Below are 26,178 nucleotides of genomic sequence, written 5' to 3'. Positions count from 1 at the left end.
TGAGTGCATCAGATTACACAAATTTTCGATTCAAAACAGTCTTCAGTTTGTATAGCCTGACTTTAAGAACGATATCCAAAAACATTCAATCAAGAATATCCGGCTATTGATATTGCGATAAAAGAGAGAGGGCAAATGTCCGCTCCTCGCTCACAGCGGACGTCCAATCCGATCAAGATTTAATCGATTGTAGCGGAGTGAAAAACTAAAGCCTGCATTACACAGGCATTAGTTTTAGGCGACTAAAGATATTTTTTGAACGAAGCAGTTGTAACCGTAATGGTAATTCCCAGCATTAACGCAGCGGGTAGCAGTAACAGGTTTGGATAGACCGCAGAAGGCCATGAAAGGTAGCCCATCACTGGCAGATACACAGCCGGTTTAATCAACCTTTTCGCGCGGTGGTACAAAAAAGATGACTCGTAACCGGCACCAAACCGACGCAGATCACGACGGCCAAGCCCTTCTACCACGGCGACGCATATAACCAGTACGAACAGTGGAACAGAAAGGGCAATGATAGTGACACGGATCAGCGTCACAATAGAGACATATACCGTTGCCAGCATGTACTGCTGCAGATAATTTCCCAGCCAGCTGCTGACACCCTTAAGATTGCGCGATACCTCATTGCCGCTGTTTATCTCTGCCTGATATTTTTCCTGTATCCAGCCGATGATCCCACTGTCCACAAACGCCCACTGATAGGCATCCGTTATCCAGCCCGTCACCGTCGCAGCCGGCTCGGAAAGCAGCAGGCTGCGGGTAAAATCAGAAGACAGATAGCCAAACTCGGTATTCATCACCGCCTGGCTGTGCGCTGCCCCCATCTCAGGCCAGAAGAACGCAATCCCGACATATTCAATGACAAGGCTCACCATCAGTGAAGCCAGGATCACGCCAACGAGCTTCCACGGCCAGCCCCAGACCAGGTTGTAGAGCAGGCCGTGCTCACGCGGTTGCGCGGGCTGCTGCTGCGGATATTGCTGCGGTGCGGTACGACGTGCCTCAGCCATTGTTATCTCCCTTCACTGGCGCAATTGCTGAACTGCGGCTGTCCCACCACCCTTCACTGCTGTGATAATTCCGGCGCATCTCTTCTGCAAGACGCGCGATGTTCTCAGGCATATGCACGTCACCTGCATCGCCCGCCGGCAGCGGCATACGAATTTTCCAGAGCTGACCGCCCTCAAGCAGCGCAAACGCCTGACCTTTAGGCAGCGTGACAATGTCGGCAGGTTCAAGCAGTGGAACTTTAATGGTGCCGACGCGATCTTGGGTGCTGGAGGTAAAATCGTGATTGACGGTGACGTCAGCTGAATCCTGATGACCTGAGACCAGCGTTTTACTGTAGATTTCAACCTGCGGCAGCTGTGAGGTCAGCAGCTCTGCCGTTCGGTTTTCTCTCACGCGCAGCATGATCAGGTTGTTGAAGTTACCCTGAACCTGAGAGGTTTTGGCCGCGCTCCCGATCCGGGCTTCAATATCAGATGAGGTCTGCGTATAGGCCGTCACCTGCATGCCTGCCCCGCCGCCTTTATTGATGAGCGGGATAAACTCATTGCCCATCAGTTCGTTGAATTCATCGCAGTGCAGGTTAATGGGGTCCTTGCCCTCTTTTGAACCCGGCAGACCGCCGTTGATACCGTGTTTGTAGATGTGACCGGCCACGCTAACCAGATCGGCAAACATGCTGTTACCTACGGCGCTGGCAACCTCGTTGTCGCTGAGAGCATCAAGCCCCACGTAAACGATGCCTTTTTTACGGATAACCTGCTCCCAGTCAAAAATAGGGCGCGGATCCTCCATGTTCAGATAATCGGGAGACAGCAGCTCCGCCGTTTTACCGGTGGTCAGTTTTTCCAGCAGCGGCAGCAGTGACGCCACAATTTTGTCAAAGTAGGTACGGTCATAGCGTACTGCAGAGCGCAACCCGTCAAGTATCGGGTCATACAGCGCGTTTCCTGCGTCCGAACTCAGCGCCACTTCAACTGCCCAAATCCGGATAGCTTCAGGCTGTCCCTGCATGTTGCGCGGCACGTCGTCCTCACTGAACGCGTTGGCATTGTTCTCGATCTGGCTGTTCAGTTCGGGCAGTTTCTCGGTAATGATTTTTTCGGCGTAACGCAGATACAGGTCGGCGATGTTGTTCACGTAGCGGGTAATAAGGGTGTAATCCGGGCGTTCCCCGAGAGCAACCAGCGCCCGGGCAACGATATTCACGAATCGCCAGGCAAACTCGCGAAACGCTGCGCTGTTACCTTCGCCGCTGAGCTGGCCGGCAATGCGGGTAGCGACTTCTGATACGCGGCCGAAGCGCCCTACGGCGTTATACCGCGCGGAAATCTCAGGCCAGCCCAGGTGGAAAACGGTCAGCTCATCGCCCCGGCCTGCCCGGTGCGCTTCCGCCCAGACCCTTTTCAGCAGGTCCGCATCACCTTTCGGATCAAACACGATGGTGACGTCACCACGACGTATATCCTGAGTGATTAACAGTTCAGCGAGGCGCGTTTTGCCCACGCGGGTTGTACCGTAAACAACCGTGTGACCGACCCGCTCACGTAGATCGAGTGTGACGTCAGTTTCATCCGGTTCAATGCCGTGTACGGCCGGATTACCGCCAACCGGGGGAAGCGGGCGAACCGGATTGACTGGCGAATCTGCACTGAGCAGTCTGCCGATTGCCGGTAAACTGCTTTCTGTCGCTTCCTCTAACTGACGGGCAAGCTGATACAGCTTAGACGGCTTAAGGTAGGGGGCCACTTCCGGGCGTAGCGTATCGCGCAGGCGCTGGGTGTGTTTCTGGGTCCAGCGAAACCCACGGCCCAGAAAAAGCCGGCGTTTACTGACGGGGATCTGTTTTGACGTCATCACGTAGCGCGGAAGACGGCGCAGATTACGACGGTAGCGAATAACCTGCATTCCCTGACGCGCGCGTATGGCAGACAGCACGGCGAATCCGCCGGCGGTGACGTAGCTGACGGAGGGTGCCAGGGCGACTGCCCAGGGCGCTGTTACGCAGACGATGGCGGCAGTGCCCGCTGCGACCGCTGTATTCAGTTCAACAGCCGGGCGCAGAAGGGCTTCAATTACGTATTTATCACTCACAAAGAAAACTCCTTAAAGGGTTTACCTGCCAGCAGAGCCAGAAGGCGTTGTCCGCTGATAATCATCAGTTGCTGTGAACCGCTCCCGACAGCCCTGCTTTTCTGGCCGGTCCTGCCGGTATGAATAAACAGACCGCGTTGCCCCATGCGCGTCAGCAGCGCGTCAAAATCCTGGACGTGCGACGGTGTTATCACCCGACTGTAGCGTTTGGCCTGAATCAGCCAGCACTCGCCGTTTATGTGTACCCTTCCATCCAGGCCGCCGTCGCCGCTGTATGACGCATTGCGCTGTACGGCATAGCCCTGACGCTCAAATGCCAGCAGCAGTAACTCCTCAAAGACGTAGGGATTAATCTTGCGCAGATAGCTCATGCGCTGCCCGTCTCCGCTGAGCTGGCGAAGGCGGGTGTAGACGCGCTCTGCCGTTGCGCGATACCGGCGGTGCCGCCGCTCGCTGGCCGACTGCCGGCGAAAGCGCCAGAGCAGAAAGATAATCGCGGCCAGCAGAACTGTCAGGAGGACCGGATTTGCCATCAGCAGTACAGCGATGTAAGGAGCTGATATCACTGCCCTACCTCCTGAGACAGGCCGCTGTCCGTGATAAGTACGGGGTAGTGGGTCAGCTGCAGGCGGCGGGCAAGTTCAGATCCCGATGAGGGCGCCAGCTGAAGACCGGGCGCGAGAACGCGCAGAGATTTCAGCGATTCCAGGCTTTCAACGTTCACAACGAGGCCGGCTTCATTTCTGGCTGAAAGCTGCTGTGCGTTCTGCTGCAGCCACTGCCGTGAATAGCTGTCATCACCTATGATAAACAGCGCTCCGATGCCCGGCAGTTGCAGCGCCCGGGGGGGCACGTTTCCGGGGGAAAGTTCTGGCGTAATAACGGGCAGCATGGCCGCTTCCCCCTGTTCAGGAGCTGTAGCAGGCGCAGGCGGCGTATCCTGGCGGTTTACGGCCTCGAAAATAGCCTGCGTGCTCTGTCCGCCCAGGTCTGCAATGACGTTGAGCTCAGCCAGTGCGGCAGGCGAAAAGGCGATAAATGCGGTAACGATGAGGTTTTTCAGATTCATGATCACTGACTCCGTGGATCTATCCAGATGAGGCCGTTATCCGGCACCGATGCGGACGCTGTCTGTTCAACTGCGGTAGCCGCCGGCAGATGCGGCGAGGACTGGAGCATGGCGAGCTTGCTTTTAACGAAGGCGCGATAGCGGGCAGCGGGTGCGCCGCCTGCGGGATGGTGATAGCAGCCGGCGGCATCTAGCCAGCTTCCGGGTTTCCGGTCCCAGCACTCGCGCAGGATGGCGCCAGCGGCATTGAGATTCACGTATGGATCCAGCGCCTCCCAGGTTGACGTAAAACGCTGGCCGTTCCAGCCGAGATTAACCTGGGCGATACCGACATCGATGCGCTTCAGTGAGTTCGTTTTCATGAACACCTGCAGCGCCTGCCAGGCTTCTAGACGGGTTTTATAGCGATAGCCCTTACCCGCGACGTTGAGGGTCCACGGCCACGGGCGTTCGCCCTGCGGCAGCCTGCGCGATGATTCCTGCAGGCTGACGGAGTAGAGCGATTCAGGCGGCACGCTGTGAGCCTGCGCCACGCGCACGTACCCCTCCGGAACGGCTTGTTTGCCACTGGCGAACGTGGAACATGAAAGCAGCAGCAGCGCCGCTCCGGTCAGAATGCGCCGAGTTGCCATCCGTCTTCCCCCTGCTGCAGAACGACCGGCATGATGCCGTTACCGAACCGCATCCAACGACCGCCGTCGTGATTCAGTGTGATCTGACGGCTGCGCACCCTGTCCAGCGGAATGTGATGGTCTTTTGCCCAGCCGCGAAGTTTCCCGTCATCGCCCTGACTGTCTACAAGGTAGATATCAACCGGCCTGTTATCGGCTAATACCGCTGCCAGCCGGGCGTCACACTGCCCGCAGCCCGCTGACTTAACGAACAGCGCCAGTCGCCCGCCGGTGTCGTGCGCAATGCCGGCTGCGTTGCCCATATTTACCGCAAGCGTTTCCGGATAGAGCCGCTTCCATGCGGCGGTGACTTCGCGCTGGAAATCCAGCTCTTTTTGCGTACGCGCAAACTCTTCCTTAACCCACTTCTCAGCATACTGACGACGTTCGGCCTGGCTCCGCGCCTCGATACCCAGCGTTGACAGAGGATCCAGACCCGGTGACTGAATGCCGCGCGGACCGTTCATCAGTGACTGAAAGCGCTTATAATCGTCCTGACTCAGCCCCCACTGACCGGCTTGCTGTTTCAGATCCTGCACGCTGCTTTGCTGCACGCTCTGCGCCGGCGCATCCACCGGTTCGCCCCTGGAATTCTGAACCTGAACGCTGGCCTGCGCAGAGCAGCAGAGCATAATTGCTGCAAGACTGGCTATTTTTAGCTTCATATCGCCTCCGTTAGCGAACGTTGATAGTCGTTAAGCGTCCGTTTACGCGAAATTGCGCCTGCCCGTAGCCGGCGTGAACAAGTGTCCAGCCATTAACGGTCTGGCCTTCGCCGATCAGGCGGATTTCAGCCAGCGAGCTGAATCCCGACGGCGCGATGGCCGCAAACGACTCCGTACCCCGCTTTTCAACGCCGGTCAGTACAAATGGCGCTTTGCGGGCCACGGTTTTGACTGCACGGTGCGGCTTAGCGGGTGCCGGCTTTTTTACAGGCGTTGCCGCTTTGGGTTCAGCTGTGGCCTGTTGGGCTTTCTGAGGCGGGGGTTGCAGTGCGGTAACTGACTGTTCCAGTGCAGCCTGACGGCTCTGCAGTGCAGTCTGCGAATCATTCAGCTCATCGATCGAATGGCGAACCTGACCGACTGCTTCAGATAAGCCTCTGGCAGACCAGGCTTCGAGAGATTTACGGACCGCATCGAGCTGAACCTGCTGCCTTTTTATCGCTTCGGCCTGCGTGTTGATGTTTGCCTGGAGAGGTTCCAGATCGGTTTTAGCCAGTGCCTGGGTGTAAACCACGTTTTGCTGCTTCTCGACGTAGCTGAGACGGTTTTCCTGCGACACACCGGCGCGAAGCGATATGAATGCGAGACCAAGCGCGGCAACGGAAAGCGTGATCAGTCCTATAGCCGGCAGCCGGCGTTTGACGGCGCTAAACCTGCCGCCTGATGACGGAACAACGTCATCAGCGTTTTCGTGAGGGAAGGAAGTTTCTGTGGTCATTTTGTCAGCCACCCTCCGTGAGCAGGCTGGGCCTGAATGGGACGAGGGGCGATCACCTGAGAGGAACTGGCAGAAGATGGAGCGCCTGCAGCCGGTGCGTAGGCGCTGGAAGGACGCGGCGGCAGCTGTGTCACGGGCAACTGATAACCGGCGCGCAGGCTGTGACAGACCACACGCTGTACGTCATCCACTTCAAGCTCCCATGCCGGGCCCGCCAGTACCTGCAGCGCGGTGCGAAGGCGCATCGGGCCGAGCTGGAACTGGACTGCCGGCAGCGGCTGACGGTATAACACGCCGTTAGCCGGACCGGTCTGACAAAGCGAATAGCCGGACTGCTTCAGGGCATAGCGCATGGCGTCAGCCACGGTTGGCTGCACTGATGAGGGGATGCGGACGTCAATAATCTGGGAGAGAGGGTCGCGCTGCACCGCCTGCGGATCCGTGCTGACCAGCAGGTAGCGATCGTAGCGAACCACTTCCGGCGTCCGCGCATATACATCATCAGCGGATGCCTGGATATTGCGGGATACGCTGACCGGGGCAACCGGTTCAGCAGGTGCCCGCTCCGGCAGCTTCGGGGGCTGCTGAACGCACCCCGCCAGCAGCGCAAGCGGTAAAGCGGCAAAGACGGCGTTAAATTTCATCTGAAAAGTTCCTGTACAGTGAGAACAGGCTTCACTGTGCGCAACTCTTCGGCATGCTTCTATCAACAACTCTTTTTGCGATTTCAAAAAAAAACGCCGACCGGAGTCAGCGTTTTTTAATCAGCACCTTCAGGCGACCTGATGAGGCGGGTGCGTTACATCACCGCGCCCCTGTAACAGGCCATCGATTGAGATATCTTCGTCCAGTGCGTCCCAGTGGATACCACGGGGAGACAGTTCGTAATCTTTCAGCTGTTCGGCAGACGCGTTGCGAAGCCGGGGAAACCATGAAAGCGGTACGCCGATTATCCGCTCGTCTGAGAGTTCGACCCACATAATGTGATGATCGAACCGAACGTTCTTAGCTGAAATAATCATTCCAGGCCTCCAGAAGCATGATTTGGTGTTGCCTTATCACTGTCATCAGCTCTTTTACCGTCCGGGAGTCGAATCCATCGTTACTTGCCAGTTTTACAACCGGCTCCAGCCAGAATTTTGCTTCTGTACCGGCCTTTATCACATGAATGTGAGCGGGTTCGCGTGGATTGCCTTCGTTGGAGTAGAAAAAGAACCGAAAACCGTTCAGCCGTAGTATGGCAGGCATCGTCAGTAACCTTTAAAGGATTATGGTGAAATTTAGTGCAGCGGTCAAAACGCAGCGAAGAGTCAGAGAGAAGATGAAGCGTGTTTTGCCATGCCGTAACCGTGTCCGAGGAACGGTATATCATCATCCCAGTCTCCTGCAGGCTGCGACTGTGGCACGGGCTGCTGAGGCGTGGGCTGGCCGGCATTGTTACGTTGCGAACCACGATTACCTTTTCCGTTATTTCCACTGTTTTTCTGTTGTGGAGCGGAATCTGGCTGTGACGGCGGCTGCTGAGGCTGGCCCCAGTTGCCACTGTACTGCTGCTGGTCACTGTTTTGTGTACGGCCACCTAACATCTGCATGGTGCCGCCAACATTTACGACAACTTCCGTCGAGTATTTGTCCTGCCCGCTCTGATCCTGCCACTTGCGGGTGCGCAGCTGACCCTCAATATAGACCTGAGAACCTTTGCGAAGGTATTCGCCGGCGACTTCTGCAAGCTTGCCAAACAGCACAACGCGATGCCATTCGGTGATTTCACGATTTTCGCCGGTCTGCTTATCACGCCATGACTCCGACGTTGCCAGTGAAATGTTAGCGACAGCGCCGCCGTTAGGCATGTAGCGGATTTCCGGATCCTGACCGAGATTGCCAACGAGAATGACTTTGTTTACGCCACGTGAGTACATAAGTATGCTCCTTATATGGGGAAGCCTGCTCAGAAAAGAGCAGGCTATGGTGAACAATCAGAATGAGTTTTCTGCGTAGGATTGCTGCTGGGAAGCGGCGCTCTGCGCATGCTGCGGTTCGGCGCGTTCAGTCTTGAAGACCATGTCCTGGCCTATCTTGACCCAGTCCACCTTGATCAGGCGGGCTTTCAGACTGACGCGACTTTCACCTGCGTGCTCACCATTTTTCAGCTGAAAAATGTCCGTTGATGGGTTGCTCAGAACAAAGCCAATCAACACTTTCTTATCCTCATCCACCGCTTTCTGGCAGCGGTTTATGAGACTGCTGGCTTCTTTGCCGGCAACGGTGACGTCAAAACGCACATAAGATGGGCTGTCGCTCGGACCTGACAGTGCGTTAATAACGCAGCTGATAAAGGTGCCGGACTGAGCATTGACCTGGCGAACGTTGCTGAGATAGCCCAGTCCGTTGATGGTCAGGTTGAAGTAGTCTTTAGATTTACCGGTGTTACTGGCATTAGAGGTGTTGTTTACAGACATGATGTTTTCTCCATGGAGGTCAAATTTGGTTCGACGGAGAAAACTTCTGCCCGGACGGGAGAAGTATTCCCGTCGGGGAGTCAGAATCAGCTAAATTCTGACTGTCTTGATAGTTGAATGTACCTTCATCGCCAGGCAGTAGGAGCCGTGATTGACGATATCTGCTTCCAAAGGCGGGCAGATTTACCACACTGATGTGTTCTCCCTTGCAGGCTACAGGAGTGTTATGTTCAGCCACCCGAAGGCGATTCTCTCAGGCCGGTTAATCATTGGTGGTCGTCAGAGACGACGGACAAGCACGTTTATTTTTAAGCCAAATTTCACGACTGTCAACCTTTCTGGCTCTGCAGATTTAGGGTAGCCGGCGCAGAAGCCGGACTTTTCCGGCCTTTACCAGTGCCCCGGCTTTTCCCCGCAGCCTGGCGTCGGGTTTTACGGTTTGTCTCACCAACAATTCCCTTACAGTCCGGGTACTTCACACAGCCCCAGAATTTACCTTCCTTACTCTTACGCTGATGGGTCTTTCCGCCACACAGCGGGCAGACAGGGCCGACTGGAACCGTGACCTTAAAGGCAGTGTCCCGCCCTTTTTCGACCAGATGCCGGGTCCACTGGCTTTGCTTTTGCATAAAATCACTGAGCCCGCTTTTTCCCTGGGCAATGTCATCCAGCGCCTGCTCCCACAGGGCCGTCATGCCCGGACTGGTCAGCGTCTCTGGCAAAGCAGCGATCAGCTCCCGCGCCATCTGCGTGGCAATGATGAATTTCCCTTTTTTCTCCAGGAAGCCCCGTTTAAACAGCGTTTCCAGCACGCCGCTGCGCGTTGCTTCCGTACCGAGTCCCGCGTTATCGCGGAGCACCTTCCTGAGCTGGGGATCCGTGACCAGGCTGGCGGCGTTTTTCATGGCGGCAATAAGCGTTCCTTCCGTGTGGTGCGGCGGCGCTTTTGTCACATTATCTTTGACGTCTGCACCGGTGACGCTGCAGACATTGCCCTGTTCCAGCACGGGCAGCTGCGCGGCAGATTCCTTATCACCCTCTTCCTCTTCAGCCAGCTCCCCTCTGAACAGGGATTTCCACCCGGCATGAACCATCACGCGACCGCGCGTGCGGAAAAGCTGATTACCGATATTGAAGGTGGCATCCGTCACATCGGATTCCTGCAGCGGCATAAACTGAGCCAGATAGTGCAGGCGGATAAGAGAGTAGACTTTGAGCTCTTTTGCGTTCAGCTTTGCTATGTCGAATGGCTGTCGCGTCGGAATAATGGCGTGGTGCGCAGTAATTTTCTTGTCGTTCCAGACGCGCGAGGTAAATGCGGTATCAAGTCGGGAAAGCTCGCTGCCGATAGCCGGATCAGAATGCTGTACAGCCTGGAGAACGTCACTGACCTCTTCCCGCATCGATACTGGCAGATAACCGCAGTCTGTTCGCGGATAGGTCGTCGCTTTGTGCGTTTCATACAGCGACTGGGCTATAGACAGCACCTCATTAGCGCCGAAACCCCATTTCCTGTTGCAGGCTTCCTGAAGATCGCCGAGGGAAAAACAGAGTGGTGCCGGCGTTTTAGCCCGCTTTTTCTCAACGGAAATCACGCTGCCGTTCCCGGTTTTAAGGCAGAGCTGCTGAACGGCCTGTGCAATCTGCTGATTTACGCACCGCTTTTCATCATCACAGTATTGCTCCGCAGCAACCCATTCAGCCTCAAAACGGATACTGTCTTTTTCAAGCTGCGCTCTGACTTTCCACCAGGGCTTTGGTGTGAAGCCGGCAATTTCAAGATCCCGGTTAACCACTATAGCGAGCGTGGGCGTCTGCACCCTGCCCACGGAAAACACCTCCGAAAACCCGGCTTCACCGGCCTTAAGGGTATAAAGCCGCGTCAGGTTCATCCCGATAAGCCAGTCCGCCCGCGAGCGGCCAATACCTGCCTGATACAGTTTTTCGGTCTTGTCGCCTGAGAGCATTTCACTGAGAGCTTTTTTGATGCTGGCCTCATCCAGCGCGGAAAGCCACAGCCGGCGCACGGCACCGGTGTAATTGCAGTAATCCATCAGCTCACGCGCGATCACCTCACCTTCGCGATCGGCATCGGTTGCGATGACTACCTCACTGGCCTGTTTCAGCAGTTTTTTGATAACGCCAAACTGATCTGAAGTGTCTTTCTTGACGGTCATCTGCCAGCGGTCCGGGATGATCGGCAGCACCTCAGTGCGCCACGGGCGACCAAACTGCTCGCCATAGGTTTCGGGCGTGGCCGTTTCCAGCAGATGGCCTATTGCCCACGTGACTGTAATATTACCGCCGGTAATACACCCCTGGCCGCGCTGGCTGACGCCCAGCACGCGGGCAATATCTTTGGCCTGAGAGGGTTTTTCACATAGATAAAGCTGCATGCCGGCCTCCAGTTTTAGCGTGCCTGACCAGAAGCAACCTGACGGACCTGAGACATAACGTTGTTGAAAGCGCTGCCGGTAAGGTGCGATGCCACGGGTGATTTGTATGTCACATATACCCGCGTTCCGGAACCGTTCTTTTCAAGCTCGATATCCATATGGTCGTTGTCACCCACGTCGCTGCCCATGCGATAGGAGCTCCCCGGAACGGCTTCCCAAACTGGATGAGCGTCCTCGATGGCAGCGGCACTCCAGCGGCTATTACGATCTCTGGAACGAATACGTTCAATTTCATCAGCACTCACATAGCCGTAGTGGCGCTTTAATCGCGCGGCTGCCGTATCGATATCTACCGGCACGCTGAACTGTTTACTGGCACTTTCCCCGCCAGATCCAGATGCTTTTGTCAGTACCGGCATACCGTTGCCGGAATCCATGGAATCAGAATCACTGTCGCGCAGGGTTTTACTGATACTGAAAGCGGTATCGCTGATATTTTTATTGATGCTGGCAAAGTCAGTGCCGGCACAGCCGCTGAGAAGGGCGCAGATAACGCCCGAAGTCATCATCCGGTTCAAATTAATTGTCCTCTGAGGTAACGGCAGAAAGTGGAGAGAATGAAGAACGTTTTTTGCCTGACATAACGGCAGGATCGGGTTCACCCAGACGCTCTATGGCAGCCAGACCCCGCGCCGTTTTATGGCGGATATCCTCGTATGTCACCGGCACGGTCCGGTAGTTCTGAATCAACCCATAGACGACACGTATCGCTTTACTCCCTTTTTCGAGGAAATCATCGCGCTGTGAACGGGAGATCAGACCGTAATGGAATGCCCGGAAGGCTTTCAGCGCCAGCTGGTCGTAATGTACTAACAGCCAGACACAGCGATAGCCCAGAGGTGATCGACTAAACACATCGAGGTTCAGCGGCTCGGAAGATGTCACTTCAGATATAGTGATACCTGCCGGAATGGCGGCTGTAATGATTTCTATCTTTTTGACTTGCTCTTCCACCTTCTCAGTCGCCAGCTTAATGGCCTCTTCAAGATTGACCAGCAACGCATCACCATAGGGGTTGCCGGCCGCTGCATCACGCCCGGCGAACCCTGCCCGCGAAATCGCCTCCGGCATCCCCAGAATTTTGGGGCGTTTTTCAGCCTTTGATTTCTCATCTGATCGATTGCGCCCTTCCCAGAGCCTGATTGCATAATGCGAATGCAGCTCGACAGTCAGCGTGGATACTAATCCGCCAGATCGCCGGGGCGCTGTTTGAGGGGTTGTCTGTTCGGCCATAGCTGTCTCCTGATTGGCAAAGGCTTTCTTAAGTTAAGTGGCGATCCTCATTCCTGAGAGGACCGTAAACAATTCGAAACCAGATATTCGAAAAGTAAAATTTGTTCGCTGCCTGCGACGCTTTATTAATGACCTCTGTTGCACGGTGCAGCACTACTCACTTTTTAACCTCTGTTGCACCGTGCAACACTGCTCGCTTTTGTGACTCCGCTGGCTGCCTAATCATTTCTCTGAGCTCCAACAGACATTCGAAGACTCTGAACGATTACTCTTACGCGCTCTTCACTGCACGTCTGTCGGCTATCAGGGCGGGAAGGCTTAAAAGGGCGCAGTTCAGGGCGCGGTGACGGGCTCATGTGATCAGGTACTTTTCGTACGTTTTCTGCAGGATAAAGCTCCCCCTGTCGGGCCCTTTTAAGCACCGTCAGCAACCAGCCAAGCGGGTTTTGCAGGCTGCCTTCACGCTGTGCACGAATAACATTCGACAACACCAGGGCAGATCGCTCAGGCGACAGCGCCTGCAGCTGGCGATTAACCATGTCCCGGTCTGCTGGTTTCAGCAGTGAAGCGAAGTCATCTGGCAGGCAAACCGAACCGGTTACGTATGTTTTATCTGTATTATTAGTAAAACTACGTACGTAACTGTTCGGATTCCGAACCCGGCTGTCATTTTCGGTACTCTCACTGTGTTCGGAATCCGAACCGGGCTGCGGATCATGCTTTTTTAAGCTGAGTTCGGAATCCGAACCCGGCGAGCGGACTTTCTGCCCGGGTGCGACACGGCGGATCAATTCTTCAGGACTTTGGGCTGAGCCCAGACGGGCCTCAATCATCTGGAGATGACTGCGATGATGGAGCATTGTGGGATCAAGCCGGATTTCACTGATGATTGTTTTTGCCGTGGCGCTGACGGTCCGGTTACTGCTCAGGCAGGCTTCAGCCACCGTTTTAAGCCAGTGCGGGTCGAACATTTCTGCATCAGCAAATGACAAAGGCTCATCATGCTGCGCATAAATATTCCCTCTTACCCTTCCCTTTTCATCTCTGACGCGTTTGCAGAGGCTGATCCAGCCCGTGATGCGTAACATCAGAAGTATCCGGCTAATGGTCTCTTTTGATGCCCTGCCTTTACCCGGCGTTGCCAGCTGCAGCTGCAATTCTTCATAAGAGGGAAAAACGGCACCGTCGTTGCCCAAAGCGTGTAAGCGGATAATTATCCAGCCCATTTTATCAAGCGGGGATAGACGCTGATCAAGAAGCAGCCGGCGCGGCATGGAATCGTGTATGTTACCCGTGAACAACAGACCGCCACGAACAAAGCTGTTCTGTTCTTCCGGTAAACGTGCCGTCAGCCGATCAGTTAATTTTGTGACTGCCTGATGGATAAGGCTGTCATCCGGTAATGTCATACTTCACCTTCTGAATACAAAAAAAATGCTGAGCAATGTGCCGCTAAAGGCTCATCGCTCAGCATTCTGACTACGCTTCAGTTACGCATAGCCGTGTTATAGCGCTCATGGTTCATCATCTCCCAGGTGCGCCCTTCATCACGGCTGAGCAGTCGCCAGAACGGACCGAGATCAATCTTGTAATAGCCCGTCCGGTTTTCATTCAGGCGCTTATAGTTACGCTCTCCGTGCCAGAATCGTTGAACCGCGCTGACCGCTTTTTTAGACAGTGACGCCGGAACAGTCGTCGGGGCTTTCAGGCCCGGTATGATCTCTTTAAATCGCATCCTGCCCCCATCTGATTACAGTGAACGCACTCCGTCGGTTAAAACTCATGCTCTTCTCCGCGTGGCCGCTGTCAGATTTTCACTCTCCCACTTGAGAACAGTGTTCCAGACTGCAGTGAGAGAAATATCCATTTGTTCAGCGGCAAGCAGCATCAAATCCAGCCCCTCATCCGTTTCGCTTCGAAGTGCTTTATTGTCATTGGCCGCCCAGATTTCCCACAACTCCGTACTCTGTTCATCGCTAAGAACGCTTCCACGACCTGCACGAACTTTTATGCCGGCTATCCTGCGACGCGCTGCAACGTCATTACTCATCAGCCCGAAAAAATGCTCCATGAGTTTGATTGAGCCGCCCAAAGCAAGCGCCCGGTCAATACGCTGTTTTCGCGTTTGCTCAAGTCTTGCCTGCATGACCAGCCGGGCAAGGTTGTCCTGGTTTATGGCAAACGTCAGCACGGATACTTCGCTGTTGATAATGTAATGAATGTCTTCCACGGTCATGTCCCTGAGCATGGCAATGTCGTCAGAATTCAGGCCCATTTTGTCGCAGCGGCGTATAAAGCCGTTTTTCAGCTCCATGACCAGATCGAGCAGGAAACCGTTAGCGGCGCGAGAGAGGTTGGTGTTCATCGTTTACCCTTCATTGACAGTAACAACAGGCGCAGCATTTAAACGCTGCAGTTCGCGGAGGCGACGAAGGATCCTGATAAGTCGGAAGAGGGTCAGGGTCTGCTCGTCATTAAATAGCGGTGAAACTGATTCGAATGACCCGATCAGCAAAACAGTCAAAAGATTCCCGTCTCCGGCATAATGAGATGCGCCGGTAAGCGAGGCCAGAAAGATGGCCACATCAGATGCTTCACTGGCAGAAACCATCCGAAAACCTGGTGAAGTTTCACTGTCACAGGCTGGTTCAAGATCATCGCCACAACCATGGGCGCTGGCAATTTCCCAACACAGGCGCCACGAGAGGTTCTGAAGATGGTCGATGTCGTCCTGGAGAGCATTAACGTGCCACAGTGAGTCTGTTATGGCGTGTTCATGTGGATTAGCAACTTCAGCCGTGTCTTTTACGAGGGGTGGCTGAATATCTGGTTGAGCACAGGAAGAAGCTGGGATGACGCGGGGTTGTTCACCAGGATCCAGACAACCGTTTCGCTTCTCGGCGCGTACCTCCTGGTTAACTGGATTTTGAGAATCGGGTGCAGTGTCTTCAAAGTTCTGGTCAGGCTCAGACTGCTGCAGTTCAGTCCCGATTGGAATTTCATGGCCAACTTTCAGTAATTCGGCTTCCTGCACATTTTCGTCCTCAGTAGCGACCGAGAAGTCTTTGTCTGGATCACTAACTTCAGGTTTAGAGCTGCCTTTTAATTCAAGCAGCCAGCCATCGTAGTTGAGATCTTCGCAGGGAAACGCTTGCGTGAGATCGCCGATTAACTCATCCCTGAACATCTCAAGAGACCACAGCTCTGGATCGTCAAATTTGCTGCAGCACATGCCAAATACCGGGGTAAAATCTGTATCAGTTTCAATAAAATTTTCTGCCTGATACTTTTCCCAGACTGATTCAGCGCTTTTACGAAGCTTGAGCAGATGCCGAAGTTCCTGCCCGCCAAAACCCGAGCGCAGAAGTTCAGGCATCCACGGATAAAGATGTCTGACGACATCTTCCATACGACAGACGCTGGAATAATGGACGGGAAGCCCGTTATCAGTCAGAGCAGTCGCCAGCTCCCGCAGCGATACTTTTTTTCCTCTCTCTTGTTCAAGCAACTGCCTGGCATCCTGTACCGAGAGGGCTTTATCAATGAACGTCAGCTGTCCGTGCGTTTCATTTTCTGCCAGGTGCCCCGTCAGGCACTGAAAGCGGCCAGCCCAGGGTTTCACCATGCAGGTCATCCGGTAAAAACGCGGATCTCCGGTTTCGTTCCACAGTTCACGCATAATGGCATAACGGGTGTTCCCGCCATCGCTGAAGGTCCATATTCCTTCTGGAAGACGCGGATCGCGGGTGACAAGTGGTACGGATTCGAGACCACGTGCGCGAATAGACGACTTGATGTCATCAAAACGTGGGTTTCGCGTTTTTCGTGGATTATCGGGATTCGTACACAACTGATCCAATGTGAACACATGGGCGATGTTTTCTCGGTCTGGCAATGAGCTTAAAACCTGCTGATCCTTCTTCACTATGCTGGCCTCCGGAAGTCATAACCTAGGTCATATCCTCCTTCAGGATATTCACTGAAGAGAGTAAATTTGCCGTCAAACTGCGTTTTGATAGTGCCGGTCGGCCCCTGCCGCTGTTTACTGATAATGATTTCGGCCTGACCGGGATGTGCCGTATCAGCTTGATAAACCTCATCGCGATAAATAAACGCAATCAGATCGGCATCCTGTTCGAGTGCACCTGAATCACGAAGATCGCCATTATTGGGCCGCTTATCCGCGCGTTGCTCAACCTGGCGGTTGAGCTGTGACAGGGCAAGGACGGGGCACCCCAGTTCTTTACCCAGCGCTTTAAGAGAGCGGGATATCTCAGCGATTTCCTGAGTGCGGTTTTCCATGTCCGGACAGCGCATCAGCTGAAGATAATCCACCATGATGAGAGAGGGTTTGCCGTATTTGCGGACGTATCTGCGGGCGCGGGTACGAAGGGTAGCAGGTGTCTGATTGCTGTTATCATCAATTATTAGCCGTTGCCGCCAGTCCGCTATTTCCTGTGCACCCATGCTTATCCTGCCCCAGTCTTCGTCACTGAGATTGCCGCTGCGCAGGCTGTTAAGCTCTACCCTGCTGCGCATCGACAGCATCCGCATGGTCAACTGGTCGGTGGGCATTTCAATGCTGAAGATGATTACGTTCTCGTCCGGTCGGTTCAGCAAAGCACCGATGCCCCAACTGAGTGCCAGGGAGGTTTTACCCATGGAGGGACGCGCGGCGAGTATGATTAAATCACCGGGCTGCAGTCCACATGTCATAAAATCAAACTCAGCCATCCCGGTCGGCGTGCCCGTAATTCCGTTGTCTGCGGCAGTGGCCACTTCCAGCTTGCTCAGCAGCTGATCCAGCGCCTGCATGATTTCCGTTTCGCACTCGTTTGCATGCTGTCCCTGCTCACTCAACCGGAAAAGCGCATCTTCTGCGTGGGCGGCAACACTAAGGGAATCCAGTCTGCTACTGCCAATATCTGCCAGAAGAGAGTTACCAATGATTTGTAGTTGTCTGAGCCGGCTCTTTTCGAGAACAATTCCGGCATAGGAGAGAATATTTGCCGCCGAAGGGGTGTTTTTGCTGAGTTCGGCCAGATAAGCAAAGCCGCCAGCCGTTTCGAGCCGGCCTTCGCTTTCCAGCGTTTCACTGAGGGTGATAAGGTCAAAAGGCTGTAATCGGGACGACAGCCCACTCATGGCACGAAAAATCGCCCGATGGGCGCCAACGAAGAAATCGTCTCCGGTAAGCAGGATATTGATATCGTCCCATCGTTCATTATCGAGCATCAACGCACCCAACACGCACTGCTCTGCATCGGTATGGTAAGGAATACTTTCTGTTACTAATGGTTTTTCAGGCATGAGATGATCCCTCCACAAATAAACGTGGATTAGCATTCGTTTGAAGAATGAGGTGCTAGATGTTAACTGATTGAGCCGCTAACTCTTCTGTATAGATGTCCAAATAGCGATCAATAAGACCCTGTACAATTTTTGATGCGCTCACCACCCGGCCTGAAGACTGAGTGAGCCTGACGGCACAGCTTTCAGTTTTCATACGTCTGACTGGACCTATGTAAACGATTGGTGCAGGGTTCTGGGCATCAGTTACTGAGGGCATAGTCTCTCCGGCTTAAGTCAAAGTGTGGATTTCTTATTAACTCAAATTATTACTTTCAGGCCCCACTGTTCTGGCGCCCTCATTTATCCCGAATGCTCAGCAGCAACACTCATCATGCAAGTAGCGGAAACTTGACCTGACTTGTGAAAACCATGCCAGCGCTGATGAAAGAGTATGAAATTCTTTAACGTTTTATTTATAAAGTCTTTAAATATTACCATTACTTAAGACTTTCGTGCAAATATTTCCCATTTATTGGTATTTATTCCCACAACAAACACTAAGTTTTCCTTTAGAATCATGTGTATTGATTTCGCTTAAGGCGTACGCATGCTTGACACAATTGAGAAGAGGCTGAAATGTTGCCGCGCGGCAACCGGAACGTCGCCTCAGGAAGTGGTGAACTACGTTCAGCAGAAGAATACTGACCTCTCCTACACGACTTATACCCGCTGGGAGTCTGGCGGTACCGTACCGCCGCGACGCATTGATGTGATCAATCTGATTGCAGGCTTTTTCAGCGAGAGCGGTCTGAAGGTTGAAGGTGACTGGATCATGACGGGTGCGGGATTTCCGCCTCAGTTCACTGAATACACCCAACTCGATGAAGATACCCTTTTCATACTGGCCAGCCGCCAGATACCCGACGTTGAACTCATACAGGTCGGCGGTACCTACGGCGAGCCTTATATAAGTTTCGGAGAGTTCTGTATTGTATCCAATGAGCGAACTCTGGACCCTAATAACAACAAGCTATGCCATGTAAGGCACAAAAACGGCTTGGTAATTGGGGTGGTCAAAATAGTTGACGAGGATAATGTCACTATTGAAGGTGTAAAAAGCACGGCCATTAAGAAAGAAGATATTCTCGAGTGCCGGAGAGTGAAGTGGATTCAAAAGAGGTAAAGCTAAATTTTCATCGCTGCAGCACAGAGGTTATAAACTTCCTGAACAAGCTGGAAAAAACGACCTATATATCCACGTTGCTAATTGAAAAAAACACTATCTCAGCCCATCAGAGCAATGGTTATGCGGACTGGGATAACAAGTTTTATTACGATGGGAAATACAAAGACAGCCTTCTCATTAAAATTGGTATTGAGCTGACAAAAATCAAAAAAGGGGACGTCAGTACAGTGGTCTGGGATGACGCTCTCCGCAATGACAAAAATAATGTTATTGATGAACAACGTCGGCAACACAACATTTATCACGGCATCAGCTTTATCTATGGAATTGAAAATGAGTTGAGTATGGCACTCAACATCTGTACCGGGGCTGACACCTCGCAAAAGGAATTTGAAAATCTGATACTGCCAATGCGGTTTGCACTGCTGAACTATTTTAAGGACTTATGATGTTTACCAAAACCTATTCCGTAGACGAAAAGCACGTTGATTTTCAGGGTGTTGTGGATGGACTGTACTATCCCTTCTACATGGAGTGGACGCGCCACGCGTTTATGAAAGAAGAACTGGGGCTGGATCTCGAACAGGAGTTCGCTGAAGGACGCCTTCACATGATCCTGGAATACACGATGCGCTTTAAAAAGAGCCTGCAGAAAGGGGATGAAATGCAGGTAACATGCGCCCTCCAGGCAAACGAGAAGCGCAGTCGCGTCAATTTTGTTCAGCAAATACTGGTTAACGATGTAGTGTACTCAGAAGCGGTATTTACCGCTACGTGCATCACTAACGGCAGGCCTAGTGTTCCTGATGCAGTGAAGAATGCTATTCCAGCCTGAATTGCCTGAGGGAACCCTGTCGGGTTCCCTCATTAGTTTTCAATCAGAATGTATCGGCTGTCTTTAACCTTATCCTTTCCTGCCTCATAAAATAAAGCGAGACGGACTAAATATCCACTCCGCTTCTGATATTTACCTTCCAGACCTTCAGCTTCATATATGCGCACCCTGAAAAAACGTTTATCGTTGCGCATATGCAATACGCCGTTCTTTTCAAATGACGCCTGCACAGCCCTGCGATCATTATCAATGCCTGTTGCTTCAATGAATTTGAAGGGCAAACCCGGTAGAGAAATAAACATAAACCCGCTCACTGCATGAAGAAGGCTGTTTTTCTCATTTACGCTAAGCGTATTATTATTAACTGAATCCTTAAGCCATAATAAGAATTGCTCTCCGAGATTATTTACATCACTGCTTTCAGGTGCAGAGAGAATAACGGGGTTTTCCAACGAAACTTTTACGTTATTAGCTTGCTCCAGCATTGAATCAATGACAGGCAATGTCTCCTGCGGCTTTGCATCGGGCATAAGTTCCAGGCTTTCATCCGGGACTGCGATTATCTGTTCATTAATTTCCTCAACAGGCAAACAGTCATCTGAAGTAGCCGTATCTGATTTTTCCAGCTGTTCGTCCACACCGGTGTCCGCCGGTTCAGCTGCAGCAAACATGCTGAGAAGGACGGCCGTATCATCATCAGCCGCTTTTGTAGCCTCTGGCTGCCCAGTTACTTCGCCGCTGTTTTCTGAAAGTGCCAAGAGCAAAGACCCTGTTTCGTCATCCGCAGTTAACGGGTGTTCTGCGTTCACTGGAGCGAGACCGGAGGCCAGCTCCGCCGAACTTTCAGATTTGATACCGGCGAGTGCAGAGGCAGAACTGATGATATCGCCAGGGCAAGCCGTCGCCGGCAGCTGCGGCTCAGGTATCGGCATCGCAGCGGCCAATGCAGGCGAAGAACTGGCGGGCGAACCGCTGATGCTTCGCGCTTTGTCGAGAATCTCTTTGATAAGCGGCATGGCCGCCCCATCCCCGCCAGCCAGCGAAGCCATTACCCGCAAGGCCAGGCGATCGCCGCAGAGCCAGGTGAGCCCGTCATTAGGTAACAGCCTGGCGGCCATCATTGCTGCCGTACTGGAGTCGGCTACATTACTTATGCGAAATCGATAGGGCGCGCGCGGCGCTAACATACCGGGGATCCAGAATTGTCCGTCCAGCACCTCCCCCTCAATCCGGGTTAGCTGCGTCAGATGTGCGGTAAGTGCTGACCAGAAAACAACCGCATTCCAGAGCGTGTTTTTAGCGGCCTGCTCTTCGGGTACCGCGCCCGGAGGAAACATATGCCCTTTTGCCAGCCTGACGCTGCAGGCAGTAAATTTCAGGGTGAGATCTATGTATCCGCCCTCTTTACTCCATTCGCCTTCAGCGCTGGCCGGCACGTTTTGTACGTACTCAGCGAGTCTTTGCAGTGGTGCGAGGTAAAGCCGGTTATAAACTTCTTCCGGCAAAGACGTGTTATCCCAGATTTGCCTGAGAAGAAGCTTACGGTGCGGGAAGGAGAACAGATCTGCGGCTGACTGTGGCGCGAAATATCCCGACGGAATCTTACCGCCAGCTTGTGCTGGTTTATCTGCGGTTTTCCCCCCGGATATTATGGTCATGAGCTTACTGAACATTCTGACTTCCTGATAATTCGGTTTCATCACTGATATGAATCGCAGCGTCTGCGCTCACAGATTCCGTTTCACCCGGTGCTTCAGATTCATCGCTTAGCACATCGAGGCTGCCGGTAACGATACATACCAGCTCATTTGGCACCAGAATTTTGCGCGCACGCGTCACCGATACGTATAGAAGATTCAGCTCATCTTCTTTTTCGCGCGGGTTAAGAAGGGGATCGGTAATATCAACAAAATCGTCGTTAATTTTGACCGTGATCCACTCAAGCCCTTTACTGCGGTGCGCCGTCACGACCGTCACATCAGCATCGCTTTCGCGCGTCACCGCCTGCTTTTTTAACACGGCCAGCAGCATTGGCAGTGGAAAGTACATGTCCAGCAATCGTACACCCTGCCCCATTTCCGGATCTTTTGTGGCTTTGGCAATGGTTCGGTATTCTTCAAAGTCACGATAATCACGCGTCAGCTGCGGCGACTGAATGCGATCGGGCATATCGACCGAAAGCCAGTACAAATCTTCCAGTTCACCAATGCGGTAGCCCTCCATGCCGCCGACCCAGTACACCTTTTTACCCGTCAGGCTCTCCACCAGGGCAGAGCCAATTACGCCCGCTACCGTCCGGCTGATAACGCAGCAGTGTGCGGTTCCGGCGGGCAGTTCGGGTACTACCTGGTCCTCACCGCCAAGGCCGCAAATCCGGCGGGTTTCCCCCGCCTCGGCAAGCAGGGTATTAGCAACGTCTGCGACCGCCGGACCAAACCGGAAGCTGTTCGTCAGCCACAGCCTGTCTGCAGTCTCAAGCTGCGGGGAAACGAGAGCGTTTTCCGCCCCCCTGAAGCGATATATCTGCTGATAACGATCGCCGACAAGGATGATGCGACAGGGCTGACTGAGAACAAACTGACTGGTCACCGGATTCGCATCCTGCGCTTCATCGAAAAGGATCACGTTCCATTTCTTATTCAGCTCCGGCACTGACAGCTGATAAAGTTTAAGATAGGTGTCATGCGTCACCGGAAAATGTGAATCTATCCGGGTCATTTCTTGCCATATGACCTGTGCAGCTCCGAGTATTTTGCCCGCGTCCAGTCCGCCCCGATCGTTCTCATCGGGCAGATGCAGAAATGAGATTTCTCCGTCGGCGCTGTACAGAAAGGTGTTAAGCGTGTTCAGCGCAGTCCGTGCCAGCAGCCAGTGACGGGTGTTGAGCAGCCGCGCAATATCCGTTACGCGAAGAGACGTGGTTAGCCGCGCCTGGAAGTGCCGCCCGAACGTCGGCCATGCCAGTTGATGAAACGTTCTGCACTCGACGTTAAAAGGAAAACGACGCTCAGACTCCTCCCTGATCGCGCGATTGTAGGCGAGATAAAGCATCCGCTCCGTGGGGTTTGCCAGTGCGTAGGCTTCAAGCGTGGACGTTTTGCCCGTACCGGCAAATGCCGTAACGACAAGTTTCCTGCCTTTCCAGGCGATGATCTGTGCCTGCTCCTGCGTGGGTTGCATGTAATCAGTACCTCCGTCAGCGTCAAGCCATGAACCATGCCCTGTCGGGGAGGCGGTATCCACCGCAAACTCTATACTGACCCGCAAAAAAAACGCCTCCGGATAGGCGTTATGGTCAGGCTGCGCGTTGCTCTGCGCTGCCGAGTTTTGCTGCCCACCTGGCGGTGTAGTGCAGCGGGGTGTAAAGCGTGCGACGCCGCTCAAGCGTCAGCGCGTTTCCGGTCACAACCTCTGCCGCAATGCCGCAGAGCGAGAGCTGTATATAGGACATACTGGCGGCCAGCGGATCTACGTCCGTCACCGACACCCACAGCTGTTCTGAGACCGTGTAACCGCGCTGAGCAAACTCTTCAGCGAAGGCGATGACCATGCAACCTGCACCGCTCGCCGGCTCCTGCAGGGTAATGAAGTCTTTTCCCTGCATCAGCGCATCGATGCCGGAAAGCTGCACTGATGCCATCATTCGCGATACGTCCCACGGCGTGAAAAACTGGCCGCGATACTTATCTCCCAGCTCAAGCTCCATAAAAACGCTGCCGAGAAAATCACAACGTTCCTGATCGAGCGCCATCACGACGTGACCCAGTAACTCAGCCATCCGGGTGACGTCTTCCTTCTCGTAGCCGGCAATTATGCTCAGATACTGCTTTTCCAGCTCTGCATCGTGCGCAACGCCGTTGTGCAGCGCAATGGCCGCGCAGCTGACGAAGTCCTCAAACACCTTGTGCCGGTGATGATAACGGGCCGTGGTGTTGAAAATCTTCAGGAATGCGCTGCGATGGTTGATAAAAGTCATGCGTGTTCTCCATAAAAAAAGGGGAACACGCCCCTGGGGAGGTGTTCCCCTCAGGGTGTGAGGCAAGCCTTACGGCCCGCCTTTTTTGGTTACCAGCTGTACGTGGTGAATCCTTTCGCCTCCGGAGCCCCTGATTCAAAAATCAGGATTTCCACGGCATCCGAACGCATCAGTGAAGCGATCACGCGGCGGGCTTCTTTCGATAGCCCGGCTTCCTTCAGCCGCAGAACCGACGCGGTACACGCGGTTAACCGCAGAAGATAGCCCCCGCCGATATAGTGGACCCACTCACCGTTACCGACTTCACGAGTCGTGATTTCATCCAGCAGCGCATTGTCTTCTGCGCTGAGGTGAGCCGTCGAAATAACGCGGCAGCGAAGGTACTCACTGTTGCCGCTCATACCTGTGCCGCCTGATGAACGGATATTGCACTTTCTGGTTCATGAGGTTCAACGACCGGCACCAGATGAAGTCCGGGCCTGCCGTCGTCCAGCTCGTCAATAATCGCCTCAGCACTGCAGACGTGCTCGCCCCGATCGTAACAGTCATAACCATCAAGATCGTGAACCGGCTCGCTGTACCAGTGACGAATTTCACAGTCAAAGGTAGATGACAGTGCCGCGATGACCTCTGCTGCTGGCGGGAACCAGGCGGAATCAAACGCAAGTTTTATGCTGCTGACGCCATCACGTTCCCAGCTGACATTGTGACCTGCCGGCCACTCCATACCGTACTGTCGGCAATAGAGGCTGCAGGACGTAGACGCCCCGGACAGGAGTCCGCCACTTCCGTTCAGTTCGGCAGCCAGCCGGGTCGGGATTATCTGCAGCATATCGCAGGGTTGAGCCCTTTCAGGCAGCTGACTCAGTCGCTCCCAGCACTGACCCGGATCGATTTCCCGGGAAAGTGTGGCAATACCAAACCAGTCTGCATAGCGTTCCTCAATGAGTCGCGCGATATGTCTGCGTGAAACGTCCGGAATACTGTCCCAGCGGATCGCGTCGATACCCGACTGATGGTAAAGCCGCTCAATTTTGCGCAGATGCTCTCCGTCAAGCTGTACGTCATTGCGCAGTAAACCGAGCCACTGATCAAACGCCAGGTTGGCTGGCGTGCCCTGTCCCGTTCCGCTCTGCATTAATCCGGGAAACGGCGGAAAAGACTCCGTTTTAACCGGGCGTAGCAGGCCGCCACACCCCGCCAGAAACAGCTTTATGCTGCGCATGACGGCGTGACGGTAAAGCGGTACGGCTTCACCGCTGATCCACTCCTCCATGATGCTGATGAGCGCGGATTTGCCGGTGATTTCTAAACGGTTATGGCACCAGTCTGACATGGTTAATTCCTCTTCTTTCAAAAAAAAGAGGGCACTGTCCCGTGAGGAACAATGCCCTCACGGGACGGCAACGTGTTTACTTAACGATGCCGGGTTGGTGTGTTATGCAGCTTCAGCCGCACGTTGATCTAACTGCAGTAAAAACTCTGACGCTTCTCTCGCGTGCCGGCAGGCACGAAAGAGTGCTTTTTTGTCCGACTTCAGTACCTCAAGCCACGATTTTATGTAGCTGTCGTGCTGAACATCGCCAAACACGCCGAGCTGGGCGCAGAGAAACGCGCTGCCCATCTCCGCTATCAGCTCCTCAAACGCATAAACCGAATCGCCGAACTTTTTCGACGGTTTGGTTATGCCCTCGCGGTTCAGTCGTGACTCATGGCCGGTGGCGTGCACAACTTCATGCAGCAACGTGCTGAAGTAGTCGGCATGGGTAAAAAACTGTTCCGCCTTCGGCATCAGTATGGAATCAGTGTATCTGGCGTAACAGGCCCGGTTCTGTAATCTGAACTCAACCTTAACGCCCGCCATATGCACAATCTCACATATCCGTTTTTCCGTCGGCCAGTCGATCGTACCGGGGTATTCAGCTACGGGAGACTCATGCGGTACAGCCGCAACACTGTCCGGTAAACCGTCACACTGCTCGACGTTAAACAGGAAGTTAGGCTTTATCATGGCCCGCGATTCCATCAGCGGCTTACCGTCGGAATCAATCAGCTTGTTTCCGCTGGCATCCTCAGCCTGTTTTTCAAACGGTCTGAAGATAATGGCCTCTGATGACGTTTCACCTTTGCGAACCTGACCGCCCAGCTCCTGCGCCTGACGATACGTTACCCACCTATCGGTGCTGTATCCTTTTTCCTCTGCGGCCAGCCATAACAGCAGCACGTTCACACCGCGGTAAGGCTTACCGGTTAAGGCATTAACCGGTAACGGACCCGCTGCGGCGTAGCGTCCAGCAGTGCGCCATGGTTTTTTCCATGGCGCCACGCCGTTCTCCAGTGCCTCAACGATACGGTCAGTGACCTTCTGGTATAGATCGACGCTCTCAGTTTTCTTCGTGCGACGGGTTTTGGTTGGTCTAGTCATGGGATGCTCCTTAAATGAAAAAAGG

At 53.7% G+C, this 26,178-nt stretch carries 29 protein-coding genes; 3 read left to right on the top strand and 26 right to left on the bottom strand.

The window, feature by feature from the left end:
- Positions 1–242: 242 nt before the first annotated feature.
- From AC790_RS18885 to dnaB-PI, 20 genes are all read right to left on the bottom strand, one after another.
- A complete protein-coding gene (locus AC790_RS18885) occupies positions 243–1,016 on the bottom strand; it encodes a TIGR03747 family integrating conjugative element membrane protein (protein ID WP_049852778.1) in 774 nt (257 codons plus the stop codon).
- Positions 1,009–3,108 (bottom strand): type IV conjugative transfer system coupling protein TraD, encoded by a 2,100-nt coding sequence (gene traD, locus AC790_RS18880; RefSeq protein WP_049852777.1) that lies wholly within the window; start codon positions 3,106–3,108, stop codon positions 1,009–1,011. The genes AC790_RS18885 and traD overlap by 8 nt, the downstream gene beginning before the upstream one ends.
- Positions 3,105–3,674 (bottom strand): restriction endonuclease, encoded by a 570-nt coding sequence (locus AC790_RS18875; protein ID WP_049852776.1) that lies wholly within the window; start codon positions 3,672–3,674, stop codon positions 3,105–3,107. The genes traD and AC790_RS18875 overlap by 4 nt, the downstream gene beginning before the upstream one ends.
- Positions 3,671–4,177, bottom strand: coding sequence for an integrating conjugative element protein (locus tag AC790_RS18870; protein ID WP_049852775.1), 507 nt, complete (start codon positions 4,175–4,177; stop codon positions 3,671–3,673). Before AC790_RS18870 ends, AC790_RS18875 begins: the two co-directional genes overlap by 4 nt.
- A gap of 2 nt (positions 4,178–4,179) precedes the next feature.
- Positions 4,180–4,809 carry a lytic transglycosylase domain-containing protein gene (locus tag AC790_RS18865; protein WP_049852774.1) on the bottom strand — a complete coding sequence of 210 codons (630 nt, stop codon included), beginning with the start codon at positions 4,807–4,809 and terminating at the stop codon, positions 4,180–4,182.
- Positions 4,788–5,513, bottom strand: coding sequence for a TIGR03759 family integrating conjugative element protein (locus tag AC790_RS18860; RefSeq protein ID WP_049852773.1), 726 nt, complete (start codon positions 5,511–5,513; stop codon positions 4,788–4,790). Before AC790_RS18860 ends, AC790_RS18865 begins: the two co-directional genes overlap by 22 nt.
- A 10-nt stretch (positions 5,514–5,523) precedes the next feature.
- Positions 5,524–6,291 carry a hypothetical protein gene (locus AC790_RS18855; RefSeq protein WP_049852772.1) on the bottom strand — a complete coding sequence of 256 codons (768 nt, stop codon included), beginning with the start codon at positions 6,289–6,291 and terminating at the stop codon, positions 5,524–5,526.
- Positions 6,288–6,935 carry a PilL N-terminal domain-containing protein gene (locus AC790_RS18850; protein ID WP_049852771.1) on the bottom strand — a complete coding sequence of 216 codons (648 nt, stop codon included), beginning with the start codon at positions 6,933–6,935 and terminating at the stop codon, positions 6,288–6,290. The genes AC790_RS18855 and AC790_RS18850 overlap by 4 nt, the downstream gene beginning before the upstream one ends.
- A gap of 129 nt (positions 6,936–7,064) precedes the next feature.
- The gene (locus tag AC790_RS18845; protein WP_007885438.1) at positions 7,065–7,313 is read right to left on the bottom strand and encodes a DUF2442 domain-containing protein; all 249 of its coding nucleotides are present in this window, start codon (positions 7,311–7,313) and stop codon (positions 7,065–7,067) included.
- Positions 7,297–7,539, bottom strand: coding sequence for a DUF4160 domain-containing protein (locus tag AC790_RS18840; protein WP_049852770.1), 243 nt, complete (start codon positions 7,537–7,539; stop codon positions 7,297–7,299). The genes AC790_RS18845 and AC790_RS18840 overlap by 17 nt, the downstream gene beginning before the upstream one ends.
- 62 nt (positions 7,540–7,601) lie before the next feature.
- Positions 7,602–8,210 (bottom strand): single-stranded DNA-binding protein, encoded by a 609-nt coding sequence (locus tag AC790_RS18835; protein ID WP_049852769.1) that lies wholly within the window; start codon positions 8,208–8,210, stop codon positions 7,602–7,604.
- 57 nt (positions 8,211–8,267) lie between these two features.
- Positions 8,268–8,750 carry an STY4534 family ICE replication protein gene (locus tag AC790_RS18830; protein ID WP_049852768.1) on the bottom strand — a complete coding sequence of 161 codons (483 nt, stop codon included), beginning with the start codon at positions 8,748–8,750 and terminating at the stop codon, positions 8,268–8,270.
- A gap of 329 nt (positions 8,751–9,079) precedes the next feature.
- Positions 9,080–11,146: a DNA topoisomerase III gene (locus AC790_RS18825; protein WP_049852767.1), complete on the bottom strand. Its 2,067-nt coding sequence runs from the start codon at positions 11,144–11,146 to the stop codon at positions 9,080–9,082.
- Positions 11,147–11,160: 14 nt separating this feature from the next.
- Positions 11,161–11,715, bottom strand: a complete 555-nt coding sequence (locus tag AC790_RS18820) for a hypothetical protein (protein ID WP_049852766.1) — start codon at positions 11,713–11,715, stop codon at positions 11,161–11,163.
- Between the two features lie 10 nt (positions 11,716–11,725).
- Positions 11,726–12,439 carry a PFL_4669 family integrating conjugative element protein gene (locus AC790_RS18815; protein WP_049852765.1) on the bottom strand — a complete coding sequence of 238 codons (714 nt, stop codon included), beginning with the start codon at positions 12,437–12,439 and terminating at the stop codon, positions 11,726–11,728.
- 218 nt (positions 12,440–12,657) lie between these two features.
- Positions 12,658–13,848: an STY4528 family pathogenicity island replication protein gene (locus tag AC790_RS18810; protein ID WP_049852764.1), complete on the bottom strand. Its 1,191-nt coding sequence runs from the start codon at positions 13,846–13,848 to the stop codon at positions 12,658–12,660.
- Positions 13,849–13,925: 77 nt separating this feature from the next.
- Positions 13,926–14,174 (bottom strand): hypothetical protein, encoded by a 249-nt coding sequence (locus tag AC790_RS18805; RefSeq protein ID WP_049852763.1) that lies wholly within the window; start codon positions 14,172–14,174, stop codon positions 13,926–13,928.
- Between the two features lie 45 nt (positions 14,175–14,219).
- Complete coding sequence (locus AC790_RS18800; protein ID WP_049852762.1) at positions 14,220–14,804, bottom strand: DUF2857 domain-containing protein; 585 nt, start codon at positions 14,802–14,804, stop codon at positions 14,220–14,222.
- A gap of 3 nt (positions 14,805–14,807) precedes the next feature.
- A complete protein-coding gene (locus AC790_RS18795) occupies positions 14,808–16,364 on the bottom strand; it encodes a ParB family protein (RefSeq protein ID WP_049852761.1) in 1,557 nt (518 codons plus the stop codon).
- Positions 16,364–17,749, bottom strand: a complete 1,386-nt coding sequence (dnaB-PI, locus tag AC790_RS18790) for an SPI-7-type island replicative DNA helicase (protein ID WP_049852760.1) — start codon at positions 17,747–17,749, stop codon at positions 16,364–16,366. The genes AC790_RS18795 and dnaB-PI overlap by 1 nt, the downstream gene beginning before the upstream one ends.
- Positions 17,750–18,338: 589 nt before the next feature.
- On the opposite strand from dnaB-PI, the gene AC790_RS18785 reads away from it, so the two are divergent.
- The 3 genes from AC790_RS18785 to AC790_RS18775 are packed head-to-tail and all read left to right on the top strand — an operon-like array spanning position 18,339 to position 19,752.
- Entirely contained in the window at positions 18,339–18,914 is a 576-nt protein-coding gene (locus AC790_RS18785) for a hypothetical protein (RefSeq protein WP_007885455.1), read from the top strand.
- On the top strand, positions 18,896–19,366 hold the full coding sequence (locus AC790_RS18780) for a hypothetical protein (RefSeq protein WP_049852759.1): 471 nt from the start codon (positions 18,896–18,898) through the stop codon (positions 19,364–19,366). The genes AC790_RS18785 and AC790_RS18780 overlap by 19 nt, the downstream gene beginning before the upstream one ends.
- Positions 19,366–19,752: a thioesterase family protein gene (locus tag AC790_RS18775; RefSeq protein WP_049852758.1), complete on the top strand. Its 387-nt coding sequence runs from the start codon at positions 19,366–19,368 to the stop codon at positions 19,750–19,752. The genes AC790_RS18780 and AC790_RS18775 overlap by 1 nt, the downstream gene beginning before the upstream one ends.
- 32 nt (positions 19,753–19,784) lie before the next feature.
- On the opposite strand, the gene AC790_RS18770 is transcribed toward AC790_RS18775, so the two are convergent.
- The 6 genes from AC790_RS18770 to AC790_RS18745 all read right to left on the bottom strand — a co-directional run bounded on the left by AC790_RS18770 (position 19,785) and on the right by AC790_RS18745 (position 26,153).
- The gene (locus AC790_RS18770) at positions 19,785–21,425 is read right to left on the bottom strand and encodes a TraI domain-containing protein (RefSeq protein ID WP_049852757.1); all 1,641 of its coding nucleotides are present in this window, start codon (positions 21,423–21,425) and stop codon (positions 19,785–19,787) included.
- A complete protein-coding gene (locus AC790_RS18765; protein ID WP_049852756.1) occupies positions 21,415–22,932 on the bottom strand; it encodes a UvrD-helicase domain-containing protein in 1,518 nt (505 codons plus the stop codon). Before AC790_RS18765 ends, AC790_RS18770 begins: the two co-directional genes overlap by 11 nt.
- 115 nt (positions 22,933–23,047) lie before the next feature.
- Positions 23,048–23,728 carry an N-6 DNA methylase gene (locus AC790_RS18760; RefSeq protein WP_049852755.1) on the bottom strand — a complete coding sequence of 227 codons (681 nt, stop codon included), beginning with the start codon at positions 23,726–23,728 and terminating at the stop codon, positions 23,048–23,050.
- 89 nt (positions 23,729–23,817) lie between these two features.
- A complete protein-coding gene (locus tag AC790_RS18755) occupies positions 23,818–24,129 on the bottom strand; it encodes a DUF5983 family protein (RefSeq protein WP_049852754.1) in 312 nt (103 codons plus the stop codon).
- On the bottom strand, positions 24,126–25,064 hold the full coding sequence (locus tag AC790_RS18750; RefSeq protein WP_049852753.1) for a DUF1281 domain-containing protein: 939 nt from the start codon (positions 25,062–25,064) through the stop codon (positions 24,126–24,128). Before AC790_RS18750 ends, AC790_RS18755 begins: the two co-directional genes overlap by 4 nt.
- 102 nt (positions 25,065–25,166) lie before the next feature.
- On the bottom strand, positions 25,167–26,153 hold the full coding sequence (locus AC790_RS18745) for an ArdC family protein (protein ID WP_049852752.1): 987 nt from the start codon (positions 26,151–26,153) through the stop codon (positions 25,167–25,169).
- Between the last annotated feature and the right edge of the window lie 25 nt (positions 26,154–26,178).

It is taken from the genome of Pantoea sp. RIT-PI-b (genome assembly GCF_001187905.1).
In the GTDB taxonomy this organism is placed as follows: domain Bacteria; phylum Pseudomonadota; class Gammaproteobacteria; order Enterobacterales; family Enterobacteriaceae; genus Pantoea; species Pantoea nemavictus.
Note: the sequence above shows the minus strand (reverse complement) of the source record. Positions and strands in the feature narration are given on the sequence as shown.

What these genes read in the sequence shown, in the direction of transcription:
- AC790_RS18885 (WP_049852778.1), bottom strand. Translation starts at nt 1,016, where the DNA reads ATGGCTGAGGCACGTCGTACCGCACCGCAGCAATATCCGCAGCAGCAG.
- AC790_RS18870 (WP_049852775.1), bottom strand. Translation starts at nt 4,177, where the DNA reads ATGAATCTGAAAAACCTCATCGTTACCGCATTTATCGCCTTTTCGCCT.
- AC790_RS18865 (WP_049852774.1), bottom strand. Translation starts at nt 4,809, where the DNA reads ATGGCAACTCGGCGCATTCTGACCGGAGCGGCGCTGCTGCTGCTTTCA.
- AC790_RS18860 (WP_049852773.1), bottom strand. Translation starts at nt 5,513, where the DNA reads ATGAAGCTAAAAATAGCCAGTCTTGCAGCAATTATGCTCTGCTGCTCT.
- AC790_RS18855 (WP_049852772.1), bottom strand. Translation starts at nt 6,291, where the DNA reads ATGACCACAGAAACTTCCTTCCCTCACGAAAACGCTGATGACGTTGTT.
- AC790_RS18850 (WP_049852771.1), bottom strand. Translation starts at nt 6,935, where the DNA reads ATGAAATTTAACGCCGTCTTTGCCGCTTTACCGCTTGCGCTGCTGGCG.
- AC790_RS18845 (WP_007885438.1), bottom strand. Translation starts at nt 7,313, where the DNA reads ATGATTATTTCAGCTAAGAACGTTCGGTTCGATCATCACATTATGTGG.
- AC790_RS18840 (WP_049852770.1), bottom strand. Translation starts at nt 7,539, where the DNA reads ATGCCTGCCATACTACGGCTGAACGGTTTTCGGTTCTTTTTCTACTCC.
- AC790_RS18835 (WP_049852769.1), bottom strand. Translation starts at nt 8,210, where the DNA reads ATGTACTCACGTGGCGTAAACAAAGTCATTCTCGTTGGCAATCTCGGT.
- AC790_RS18830 (WP_049852768.1), bottom strand. Translation starts at nt 8,750, where the DNA reads ATGTCTGTAAACAACACCTCTAATGCCAGTAACACCGGTAAATCTAAA.
- AC790_RS18825 (WP_049852767.1), bottom strand. Translation starts at nt 11,146, where the DNA reads ATGCAGCTTTATCTATGTGAAAAACCCTCTCAGGCCAAAGATATTGCC.
- AC790_RS18820 (WP_049852766.1), bottom strand. Translation starts at nt 11,715, where the DNA reads ATGATGACTTCGGGCGTTATCTGCGCCCTTCTCAGCGGCTGTGCCGGC.
- AC790_RS18815 (WP_049852765.1), bottom strand. Translation starts at nt 12,439, where the DNA reads ATGGCCGAACAGACAACCCCTCAAACAGCGCCCCGGCGATCTGGCGGA.
- AC790_RS18810 (WP_049852764.1), bottom strand. Translation starts at nt 13,848, where the DNA reads ATGACATTACCGGATGACAGCCTTATCCATCAGGCAGTCACAAAATTA.
- AC790_RS18805 (WP_049852763.1), bottom strand. Translation starts at nt 14,174, where the DNA reads ATGCGATTTAAAGAGATCATACCGGGCCTGAAAGCCCCGACGACTGTT.
- AC790_RS18800 (WP_049852762.1), bottom strand. Translation starts at nt 14,804, where the DNA reads ATGAACACCAACCTCTCTCGCGCCGCTAACGGTTTCCTGCTCGATCTG.
- dnaB-PI (WP_049852760.1), bottom strand. Translation starts at nt 17,749, where the DNA reads ATGCCTGAAAAACCATTAGTAACAGAAAGTATTCCTTACCATACCGAT.
- AC790_RS18785 (WP_007885455.1), top strand. Translation starts at nt 18,339, where the DNA reads ATGCTTGACACAATTGAGAAGAGGCTGAAATGTTGCCGCGCGGCAACC.
- AC790_RS18775 (WP_049852758.1), top strand. Translation starts at nt 19,366, where the DNA reads ATGTTTACCAAAACCTATTCCGTAGACGAAAAGCACGTTGATTTTCAG.
- AC790_RS18770 (WP_049852757.1), bottom strand. Translation starts at nt 21,425, where the DNA reads ATGTTCAGTAAGCTCATGACCATAATATCCGGGGGGAAAACCGCAGAT.
- AC790_RS18765 (WP_049852756.1), bottom strand. Translation starts at nt 22,932, where the DNA reads ATGCAACCCACGCAGGAGCAGGCACAGATCATCGCCTGGAAAGGCAGG.
- AC790_RS18760 (WP_049852755.1), bottom strand. Translation starts at nt 23,728, where the DNA reads ATGACTTTTATCAACCATCGCAGCGCATTCCTGAAGATTTTCAACACC.
- AC790_RS18755 (WP_049852754.1), bottom strand. Translation starts at nt 24,129, where the DNA reads ATGAGCGGCAACAGTGAGTACCTTCGCTGCCGCGTTATTTCGACGGCT.
- AC790_RS18750 (WP_049852753.1), bottom strand. Translation starts at nt 25,064, where the DNA reads ATGTCAGACTGGTGCCATAACCGTTTAGAAATCACCGGCAAATCCGCG.
- AC790_RS18745 (WP_049852752.1), bottom strand. Translation starts at nt 26,153, where the DNA reads ATGACTAGACCAACCAAAACCCGTCGCACGAAGAAAACTGAGAGCGTC.